Here is a 10,162-nt window from a genome sequence, read left to right as displayed (position 1 = left end):
GGCACTACCGGTCTACCGCCATTCGCCACGTGCTGGCATCGGCCACTGGCCGCTGCTGATCGCGTTGGCCGATCACTTCAGACAGGCCCCCTGGTATCTGACGGACCCCGGCGATGCGCAGCGAGTCATCGATACGTACAGCCAGTTGGATCTGCTCCGCGCGCTCAGAGAAGCCGGTGTGCAGCGGGTCCGATCGGGTACGGGTTCGGCGGTGAATCCCTCGACGGCGATGTGGGCCACGGCGGCGTCGGTGAGGACGGTGCGGGCGTCGTGTTCGCTGACTTCGTCGGCGGCTGGTCCCCACGGATTTCCGACCAGAAACCAGCTGAACTTGCCGAGATCACCACCCGGCGCGTGCGGTCGGTGCGGGACTGACGTCCTCAGACGCCGACGATCGGGCCGCAGCGGACGTTGAATCGTTCCCGGATGGTGTCGAGGGTCTGGCGGTTGTGTTCCCGGTCGCGCCGATGTGTCCGCATGAAATGCGCGGTGTTGCCCAGGCGCCGGTGTATCGGATACCACCGGTCGAAATCGAGTCCGCACTGCAGGAACACCGACGGCCCGAGCGCGTCGTAAATGATGCTCAGATTGTGTAGGTGCAGCGTCAGAGCGGTGTATGCGAGTGCGGCTGCCGTCGCTGTCTTTGTCCGCATCTCTTCTGCGTCGAGGGCGTACAACGGCAGCTCCCGGAGCTTGTCCCGGAACATCAGGTGGGTGAGGAAATAACCGCCGAACGAGAGGAACCCGAATGTCCCCGAGCGTGTCTGAATCGACAGCACCGAGCCGCTGGGGGACACGTAGGGCTCATAGGGTGTGCTGGCCTGCAGCAGGTACCCGGTACAGTTCACGATCCAGCTGCCAGCCCTGGTCGCCGCGGTATCGCCGCTACGGAACAGCAACTCGACGGCGCCGTCGCGGGCGACCGCATCCTGGAAGTGATCCATGACGACCGTGTTCAGGCCCTGCTGAATGATCTGCTGCTCTGTCTGCGACAGCAGGCCGGCGAAGAAGTTACCCGCTTCCGGGGTCACGGACAGTCCGGCGGTGGCCAGCAGCCAATCCTGGACCTCGGACTCGTTGGTTCCGTCGAAATGGCGCGTGATGTCGGTGAACAGGCGGTTCGGCATGACACCGGCCCACCAGCGGCGTACGCCGGGCGGCATGATCTGCTCGCGATTGACAAAGATGGTCCCGGGCCCGGCAACGAGGTTCACTTCCCGGCCCGGGCAGGTCGTGATCAGCGCTAAAGCAGTGTCCATCGCGGTTTTACCGCCGCCGATAATCCACACCGGTGTGTCACTGCGGGCTATCTCGCCGCCCCGCACGTCGCAGTAGTTGGGTGACACCGACCGCACTCGGTTGCTCGACACATGTAGCGGTTCCTTCGGCACGACGTTGGTGCCGAACGCTTTGATCAGCCTGGTTGCCGTGATCACGAGCGTGGCGCCGTCGGGGCCGGTGCAGGTGACGCGCACGCCGCCACCGGTTTCCTCGTGCGACTGGTAATCCCAGCCGAAGTGCTCCTCGACCTGGACGCGTTGTTCGATGACCTGCAGGCAGTGCTCCAAATGCTCCAGGACCTCGCTCTTCGTCGCGAGGTAGGAACGATCCTTCCGGATCGTCCACTTGATGTTGCCCGCGGTGAACAGCGGATGGGGCTGATGCAGCCTGACGTACGGATACGTGTCGACCCACATCCCGCCAGCCCGCGTGTGCCGGTCCACAAGGATGACTTTCTGGTCGCGGCTCAGATAACGGCTCGCGACGAATAGGGCATTCAGCCCTGCTATCCCGGCCCCTATAACGCACACATCGCATGTCTGTGTCCGCACCGGCTTCATGTCGGACCATTTCATGGCAAACCCCCTGCTACCGCTGATGCAACCACCACCGAACGCGGATGTCAACGAACGTTGAAACCGTAAGTTTCTTGTTGCCGCGTATTCACCCCGTGCTGGAAACCCGCTGGCAGGGCGGCTGTAGGTCACGGGAGCGATCACGATCCAGTTCTGCTCAGCGGCAGTCAGCACACGTCCCGTCCCAACGAAGCTCCAACAGAAAGACATCTCATGTAGCTAAGAGTCAAACTTCGACGGCCTCGGAAGGCGGTGGGAAGGCTCGATTTTCGTTGTAGGGTTGGCCGGTTTGCAGTCAGTGGTGCAGTTGGTCGAGGAACTTGTTGAACAGGTGTCGCTGGGCTTGGCGATGCCCAGTCACCAAACTGCCGCGGTTAATCCAGCGCCGCTTCACAATCGGATATTGACCGGATGCTCCCGCACCGATGTCCGGTGCGGGAGTTCAACTTTCGCGTTTCAGCTGACGCCGGCCACCTGCGCGATTATTGGCGATGAACTGCTCGAATATTGCGAGAAGTGCTGGGGCGTTCAGCTTTCGCCATCGTATGTGGCCACGGTGCGTCCGGTCTTGTTCTCGTGTCCACCGGTTGTGCCATGTCGACGGTCAACCCCGAGTCGCGCGAGCGGACACGAGCGTTTGCGCGGGTGATCGGCCCGCATAGGCCTATTAGGTCGATTCGGCCGCGCGGGTGCGGGTGGCGGTCGGTGTCTCGCCAGTGTGCCTGCGGTAGATGCGCCGGAAGGCCGCCGGATCGGCGTAACCCACCGCGCCCGCGATCACGTCGACGGGTTCGCGCGTGGTTGTGAGTAGGGTGGCCGCCTGCCCGACCCGGAGGCGATGGACGTACTGGGTGGGTGAGACGCCGACGCGGTCGCGGATGCGGCGGGTCAGAGTGCGCGGAGAAACCGCTGCGACACTGGCCAATTCGTCCAGCGATAGTTGCCGGTGCAGATTGGCGTGCACGTGCTGTTGCACGGCGCGCAGCACCGGGTCGGTGGCCCGTAGATGCTCGAGCACCATGTAGCGCGACTGCGACATGCGGGCATCGAGCACCAGGTAGTGAGCCACCTGCTCGGCCAGTGCACCGCCGCCGAGGCGGGCGACCAGCGCCAGCAGCAGATCTGTGTGGGCGAAAGCCGCACCGGCGGTGAGTATTGCGCCGCTGTCGACCACCATGCGATCGGAGTGCACGGTGACATCGGGGAAGCGGCGGGCCAACAGCGGCGCCAGCCACCAAGTAGTGGTGGCGGCCCGGCCCGACAGCAGCCCCGAGGCCGCGAGCACGAAGACAGCCGAGCAGGAGGCAGCTACCGTAGCGCCGGAATCTGCCGCACGCCGGATGATTTCGACGGCCTGCATGGTCTGGGGTCGGGTCAGCAGTTCCTCGACAGGCGCTTCGCTGGACGCGGACGGCCCGGGCAGCACCAGAATATCGCCGGGTTCGAACTCCGCCGCGCCGAGCGGGGTTTCGGTATCGACGCTGATCAGCCGCCCACCGCTGGATCGGACCGGCAGCCCATCGAGTGATGCGACGCGCTGCCGCAGCCGCCCGCTCGTCGTGTCACCGGCGATCCCGGCTGCCGTGTCGACGATGTCGATACCGAGGCCGAGCGCACCTTCGAGCACACCGTCCAGCGCGAGGTGGGTAATCATTTGGCGAGATTAGACCGAAGAGTGGCGATCTTGCCAATGGCGGTGTGCTGACCTGCTGCGGCAGGGTTTGGGGTGTGCAGCAACCTCTCCCACAGGATTCTCTCGACGACGACCTCGCCGATTTCGCACCCCGGTCGATCACGCTCGACGGAGTAGCCCACACGGTGTACGTCAGCGGCAACGGACCGGCGGTCATCGTCATGGCGGAAATGCCCGGCATCAGTCCCGATGTGGCTCGCTTCGCCCGCTGGGTGCGCGACGCCGGGCTCACCGTCTACCTGCCGTCACTGTTCGGCCGCGACGGTGCCTATCCGGAGGCAGAGGCCGGCGTGGAAGTCTTCAAACGAGCCTGTGTCAGCGCGGAATTCCGGGCCTTCGGCGCGGGCAAGTCCAGCCCGGTCGCGGTGTGGCTGCGTGCGCTGGCAGCCCTGGCCCATCGCGAATGCGGCGGTCTCGGCGTCGGCGCGCTGGGTATGTGCTTCACCGGGAATTTCGCGCTCACCATGATGCTCGAGCCCGCGATGCTGGCGCCGGTGCTGTGCCAGCCGTCACTGCCACTGGATGAGCCTGGCGGACTAGAGATTTCGCCCGGTGAGCTCGCGGCCGTGCGGGAGCGACTCGATCGCGATGATCTCGTGGTGCGCGCCTATCGCTTCGAGGGCGACCGCTTCTGCACCGCGCAGCGTTTCGCCGCCTACGCCGCAGCGCTGGGTCCGCGTTTCGAGCCGAGAGTGCTGCCCGCCGACGCGGCGAACCCCTCTCCGCCGCCGTTCTTCTCGCAGATCGTCGGCTGCCCGCACAGTGTGGTCACCGCGCATCTGGTCGATACGGCGGGGGAGCCGACCGCCGCGGCCCGCGACGAGATCCTCGCCTTTCTCGTGGACCGGCTGACTGCGGACGTCCCGTTGCAGTGACATCGCGTCCACTGCTGGTCCAGCTTCGCGGCCACTTCCGACGTACAGGAATTCTCCAGCCCGCAACACGTTCTCGGCTCAGGTCCAGGCGTGTGTCCATGTCGAGCCGGAATCGGCCATAAGGGTTGATATTCGACCAGGACAACGGCGACATCGCCCGGCGTTCGTTGTCGCCGATCAGGTCGTGGAATTGCGGATTAGATCGTGCGCACCGCCCGTCCCAACTCTTCGAGGGCTTGATAGGTGGGGTGTTTCGGGCCGCCGCGAGTGAATCGCTGGACGACCCTTCGCACGCAAGATCGCATAGCAACGCCCCGCCCGATCCCCAGCAACCCAGCTGCATCCCTCACCGCAACCCCGGCATCGACCAGCCGCGCCAGCTGATCACCGAACCGAACCACATCCTCCGAAAACGACACGATCGCCGCAACCTCTCGAATCGAGAGTGTTGCGACGATCGTGTGAACCCAAGTTGCAGGGACCGGGGCCGAGGTTCGAATGTATACGCACCCAACTCAATTGGGGCACCGACCACACTACTGCTCTGCGGGTCCAAATCATCGAAAAGTCTCGTTGAGCGGTTTCGCTATCAATGGCCGGGCGATGGGCGGCACACTACCGCAGATAATTCGCGGCGGCTGGAAGTAGGGATGGTGCGGGTTCGGGAGGTGGCTGAGCAGGCGATCCGGGCCGCGGTGCAGATCAAGGACAATCCGGCCGACGGCCCAGCCGCACCAGCCGTCAGACGTAGGTGTAGGGCAGTGAGTTGCTGGTGCCGTCCAGCTCCACGGTGACGGTGACGTTCACCGTGCCTGTCCCCGTCGGGGAGATGGCCGTGATCTGAGTGTCGGAGTCGATGGTGAATGTGGTTGCCTGGCTACCGAACCGCACGGTCAAAGGACCGACATTACTGAACCCGGAGCCGGTGATCACCACAGAGCTGAAAACCGTCGCAGGGCCGGAAGAGGGTGTCAGGGAGGTGAGAACAGGTGCCATTGGTATCAATCCAAACGGAGAAGGTGAAAAAGGGTTGTACTGCAACGGTGTCGCAGATGACCTGTAGGCCCGGAGCTCCGGATCATCAGGTATTGGGGCCGACCAAGCATTCGGGGTGTTACCGGCAGTATCGGCACGCATGTTCACACCAGTAATTTCGCGTCGCCTACATTTCCCCCTCGCATAAATGGGATCAAATATAGACCCATCCACAAAGATACGTTGCCGAAGATCTCAGCACAACAGCCTTCTTTGGGCTACATCATCAAGTCCCCTATTAACGCCGGAATTTATTTCTTGAATTTTGACGATGTTTACTCACGAATCCCAGAAGCGTTTTCTCGAGAAGCTTGATCGCGTGTCCAGATCGAGTTATTTCGATGAGCGCCGCCGGAGGGGTACAGGTCCCGGATTCTGGACATATGTTCAGTCGCTGTGCTTCTGGGCTGCTCGATGGATGCGGAAGAGGTCGACCGGCGAGCCCCAGTTGTCGAGCAATTGCAGCTGAGCAGGCTCGATGAACATCGGCAGTGAGTCGCAGCTCGGGCCGATCAGTGGGGGGTCGTCGCACACAGGCTCGACTTTCGACATCTCAGACGTCGGCACGCTCCTTGTCTACGCACTCTTATACTCTTTACAGTTACATCATTAATCAACGGTGATGCCTGAATCCGTAAAATCTCGACTCCTCAACACGCCCGTCGAGATTCGTGAGCAACCGCCGTCACAATTAACGAACAATAGACGAGCCCAACCCGCACGACCAGATTCAAGTGCTCGAGGGCCAACCCGCAGACTCGGCAGATGCCCCTTCCGCTTACCGACACTTTTCGGCTCGCTGAACCCCGCGCGGGTACCCCTTCCATGAGCCGCGCGATATTCACCGCCATGTAGCGCCATCGCCGAGTCCTCCCCAGCGAAAGTCAATGCCTCCTTGATGAATTCGTCCCGCAGACCCTTGCCGGTCAGCAACCGCACCAGGTGGTGCAGATCGTCGAGGTTGCGGGCGAGCCGGTCCACATCGCTGGACCGTCGCAGCAAGCGCCATCGCGCGTGATGTTGGGTTGCCGGCGAGGCCGCAGCGGTCGTGGTGGTGGCTCATGGTGGCCACGGTCCACTCCGGACAGGATCTCGATCGCGGTCGGCTGGATCGAGCTGTCGTTCCGGTAGTCGATCCTTGTGGCCACCGCGCGCCGTGGGTTAATCGAATGCGGGCCGCAGATTGTTCATGAGTAGGCCAAGGGTGAACTCGAACCGGTCGGGTCCGGTGCCGGAGATCAGCTCGGCGGCATGACGTCGAGTCAGCGGGAATTTCTCGGCGGGCAGGGCGGTGAAGCGGTCCAACAACTCCTCGTGGCTGAGCACCCATTCCTGATCCTGGCGTCGGCGCCGTTGCTGAACCAGCGACTGTTCGAGCGCATAGGCGCTGACGTAGAGGGAGAGCGCGTCGCGGGCCCATCCGGCCGTCCTCGGCTCGATGCCACCCGCGAGCAGGATCGCCAGGATTCCTTCGCCGACGCGCAGTGTCTCGAGATTGGTCGGCACCGTGGCCAGCGCGGCACGCGAGACGCCGGGGTATTTCAGGTACTGGTCGCGGATCTGCGTGTACACCCCTAGTAGCTGCTCGCGCCAGGCAGTCGGGTCCGGTTCGGGGAGCGCAACCTCTGCGTAGAGCCTGCCGATCAGCAGATCGGCGATGTCGTCCTTGTTGACGATGTGCGCATACAGCGACGACGGACCGGTACCGAGCACGGCGGCGACCCGGCGGACGGTCAGGGCGTCATACCCCTCGGTGGCGACGACTTCCAAGGCGGCGTCAGTGATCCGTTCGACGGTGATCGGCTGCTTGCGTGGTGCTTCCGCGACGGACCCCGCTGCGGGCTGGGCGTGGCGAGCGGCGCGGCGTTGGCGGGGAGCGGCGGGCATGCCGGAACTCTACCTTGACACGATCTAAGTTCGTTAGGTAGAACTTTGATCGCAATAACGAACTTAGTTCGTATCGATGTTCGCGGAGGTGTGCGATGCGAGTTGCCGTTGTCGGAGCCGGTCTGGGAGGTCTGGCGCTCGCGCAGGGCCTTCGTGGTGCCGGGATCGAGGCCGAGGTGTTCGAACGCGACCCGGGGATTGTCGCGCGGTTCCAGGGCTATCGGCTCGTGCTGAACCCAATCGGTTTTCAGGCGCTGCGCGACTGCCTGCCGACGCGCTGGCACCCGCTGCTGAATGAGATCGTCATGGACGCCTCCGCCGAGCAGCTGATCCTGGACCCGCAATTGAACGAGATCGGCAGGCTCGGCGCGAGCCGGACTGGCATCGTCGTCGACCGCCAAGTGCTACGACACCTACTGCTGACCGGCCTCACCGTGCACACCGACGCCGCGCTCACCGGCTACGACGTCCTGGCCGGTGGCAAAGTCCGAGCCCAGTTCGCCCGCCGCGACCCGGCCACCGCCGACCTGCTCGTCGGCGCGGACGGCATCACCTCCGCGGTCCGCGGGGTGCTGTCGCCACAGACCACCCCGACCGACACCGGCGTCCGGTTCGTCATCGGCCGCACCCCACTGACCGACGAGTTCGCCGGCCTGTCCAAGGCCTACGGATCGAAGATCACCGGTGACGGCGTCAGCCTGCTGCTGGGCGCGATGCGTTTCCCCACCCCGCCCAAGCAGGCCGCCGAACAACTGGCCCCCGAAGTCTCACTGCCCGACATCGGGGACTACGTGCGCTGGGCCATGATCCTGCCGCCCAACGGCTCGCTCGAGGACCTGAGCGCGCAGGACGCCGTCCTGTCCAGGATGCAAGGTTGGCACCCGCGGCTGCGCGCGCTGATCGAACAGGCCGACCCGGACAACAGCACGCTGCTGTCCATCCGGGTGGTCGAGCCCGGCCAGCGCTGGGCGCCCGGCCCAGTCACGCTGCTCGGCGACGCGATCCACGCCACCTCCCCGACCGGCGGCAATGGCGCGAACACCGCGCTGCGCGATGCCGACCTGCTGCGCCGCTGCCTGATCGAGGCCATCGACGACCGCCAGGACCTGCACAGCGCGGTCGACGACTACGAGCGGCAGATGTTCGACTACGGCGCCGAGGCCGTGCGGGGCAGTCTCGAGAAGCTGCCCGCCTTCGCCCCCGAAGCGAAACTGTCCTGAGCCGAAATTTCACCTCGCAGAACAGCACTGCGGTCTTTCCTCGCATCGAAGGACTCATCTCGACTGGCTGGGGTGCCCTCAGGATTCGCCGGTCAACTGCGTCAGGATTCACCGATGTAGCCACCTCGGACAGCGGCGCGGGCCCGTCAGGCGAGTTTCGCGTCGATATGGCGCAGGGTTTCCTGCAGGGCGCTGACCTCGCCGAGCCACTGGCGATGACGGGCCTCGTCGAGGCAGGCGCGGGCATTGTGTTGCATTTGTTCGAGTCGGGGGCGTTGGGTGGGGTCTAGTCGCAGGAATGGGCAACGCACGCAAGCGTGTTCGTGGATGCAGGGTGTCCCGTAGGGGCGGAAGCAGTCGCCGAGTTCGACCCCGGCGCAGCAGGAAGTGCTTTTCGAACTCGGTCCATTCCTCGGGTGTGACGTGGCGGTATTCGTCGCTGTCGCGAGGGCGCGGCGGTGTGTGATGAATTGCTGGTGATGCCTGATGACATCCTCGGCGAAGACGGCGGTCCAGCCGCGGGTGGTGTCGAGATCGAGGTGGCCGAGTAGGGCCGCGGCGATGTGCAGCGGCAGCCCGGATCCGACGGCCTCGGTGGTGAACATGTGGCGGAAGTCGTGGGCCTGAAAATCAGTGGGTCGCCGTTGGGGTCGGTGAGCTGGGTCGCGGCGAGGGCGTTGATTAGCAGCTTGCGGATCGCGGTCGGGGTATAAGCCCGGCGTTCGTTGCCGGTTCCGCGCTGGAACAGCACCGGCGCGGGCGGGTTCCAGATTCTCTCCCTGACGTCGTAGGAGACGACCAGCGGGATCGAGCCGTCCGAATTGCGCAAGCGCTGGACGATGGTGCTGAGAATGTCGGCCAACTCCGGGCTAACCAGTAGCACGACGCTGTCGGCCTCGGCCGATGCCGCCTCGACAACTGTGGTCTGGAGGAACCACTCCACAGCGACGTTATGTCCGCGAACCAATTCCGCGAGGCGCTCGGCAGGTGCGTGCGCGGTCGTGGCGATCGAGAAGGAATGTGATGACGGTGTGCAGCAAGTGCACAACGGTGTCGATCTGGCCCAATGAGATCCGACGAGTGACCGCGTCATCAACATTGTCGAGCGCCCGCGTGATGTTCGGCCAGGCGCCGATGATGGCTCGGATATCGCCGGGGCCGGTCCGTGGCCGTCGTCGAGCGAGTCGTATAGACGCTGACCAGTTTTCTCGTGTTCATTTGGCTCGGTGTCTATTTCAGACTCGATTCGCGCGAGCATGGCTTGCACCGGACTGGCTTGGGCGGGTGTCAGCCCGTCGAACACCGGATCGGGAGGCCGCGAGTCCTCGATGATTGCCCGCAGGATCACGCTGTTCGAGGTTCGTTCATCGGTCGGCCTCGCTGTCGACCAGGTGCTGTACGCCTCCGCCTTACAGCAGTCTCCTTCTCGGCGGAAGGGGCCACGTCATCGTCCGAACTGCCTGGCGGCACAGGATCGTCGTGATTTGCCACCTGCCAAGCGTCCCAACTCCCAACGCTTCTGGCGCAAAACCGCAGAGGAAATCCTCGAATCACTCGCTAAATATCTTCAACGCATTTCAGGCGCAGGACACTAGA

General features: G+C 64.1%; 9 protein-coding genes and 1 pseudogene. 3 read left to right on the top strand and 7 right to left on the bottom strand.

Annotated elements, in window-relative coordinates; translation table 11 throughout:
* Window positions 1–380: 380 nt before the first annotated feature.
* Entirely contained in the window at window positions 381–2,030 is a 1,650-nt protein-coding gene (locus tag AB0J47_RS31760; protein ID WP_364354444.1) for an FAD-dependent oxidoreductase, read from the bottom strand.
* A gap of 493 nt (window positions 2,031–2,523) precedes the next feature.
* Window positions 2,524–3,510: a helix-turn-helix domain-containing protein gene (locus AB0J47_RS31755; protein ID WP_364354441.1), complete on the bottom strand. Its 987-nt coding sequence runs from the start codon at window positions 3,508–3,510 to the stop codon at window positions 2,524–2,526.
* A gap of 74 nt (window positions 3,511–3,584) precedes the next feature.
* Here AB0J47_RS31755 and AB0J47_RS31750 point away from each other — a divergent pair, with 74 nt between their 5' ends.
* Window positions 3,585–4,424 (top strand): dienelactone hydrolase family protein, encoded by an 840-nt coding sequence (locus AB0J47_RS31750; RefSeq protein ID WP_364354438.1) that lies wholly within the window; start codon window positions 3,585–3,587, stop codon window positions 4,422–4,424.
* Window positions 4,425–5,165: 741 nt separating this feature from the next.
* Here the strand turns inward: AB0J47_RS31750 and AB0J47_RS31745 are convergent.
* From AB0J47_RS31745 to AB0J47_RS31730, 4 genes and pseudogenes are all read right to left on the bottom strand, one after another.
* Window positions 5,166–5,420 (bottom strand): IPT/TIG domain-containing protein, encoded by a 255-nt coding sequence (locus tag AB0J47_RS31745; RefSeq protein WP_364354435.1) that lies wholly within the window; start codon window positions 5,418–5,420, stop codon window positions 5,166–5,168.
* 426 nt (window positions 5,421–5,846) lie between these two features.
* Window positions 5,847–5,993, bottom strand: coding sequence for a hypothetical protein (locus tag AB0J47_RS31740; protein ID WP_364354433.1), 147 nt, complete (start codon window positions 5,991–5,993; stop codon window positions 5,847–5,849).
* Window positions 5,994–6,314: 321 nt separating this feature from the next.
* A pseudogene (locus tag AB0J47_RS31735) lies at window positions 6,315–6,440 on the bottom strand (recombinase family protein); the annotation flags it as partial.
* Between the two features lie 180 nt (window positions 6,441–6,620).
* The gene (locus tag AB0J47_RS31730) at window positions 6,621–7,346 is read right to left on the bottom strand and encodes a TetR/AcrR family transcriptional regulator (RefSeq protein ID WP_364354430.1); all 726 of its coding nucleotides are present in this window, start codon (window positions 7,344–7,346) and stop codon (window positions 6,621–6,623) included.
* Between the two features lie 95 nt (window positions 7,347–7,441).
* On the opposite strand from AB0J47_RS31730, the gene AB0J47_RS31725 reads away from it, so the two are divergent.
* Window positions 7,442–8,566, top strand: a complete 1,125-nt coding sequence (locus AB0J47_RS31725; RefSeq protein ID WP_364354427.1) for an FAD-dependent monooxygenase — start codon at window positions 7,442–7,444, stop codon at window positions 8,564–8,566.
* Window positions 8,567–8,712: 146 nt separating this feature from the next.
* Here AB0J47_RS31725 and AB0J47_RS31720 read toward each other — a convergent pair whose 3' ends face one another.
* On the bottom strand, window positions 8,713–9,171 hold the full coding sequence (locus AB0J47_RS31720; protein ID WP_364354424.1) for a site-specific integrase: 459 nt from the start codon (window positions 9,169–9,171) through the stop codon (window positions 8,713–8,715).
* Window positions 9,172–9,792: 621 nt separating this feature from the next.
* Between AB0J47_RS31720 and AB0J47_RS31715 the strand changes: the two genes are divergently transcribed.
* Window positions 9,793–10,161: a hypothetical protein gene (locus tag AB0J47_RS31715; RefSeq protein ID WP_364354421.1), complete on the top strand. Its 369-nt coding sequence runs from the start codon at window positions 9,793–9,795 to the stop codon at window positions 10,159–10,161.
* The last annotated feature ends 1 nt before the right edge of the window (window position 10,162 follow it).

The organism is Nocardia sp. NPDC049737 (assembly GCF_040674755.1).
In the GTDB taxonomy this organism is placed as follows: Bacteria; Actinomycetota; Actinomycetes; order Mycobacteriales; family Mycobacteriaceae; genus Nocardia.
The sequence above is the reverse complement of the archived record's forward strand: the minus strand, read 5'-3'. Positions and strand labels throughout refer to the sequence as shown.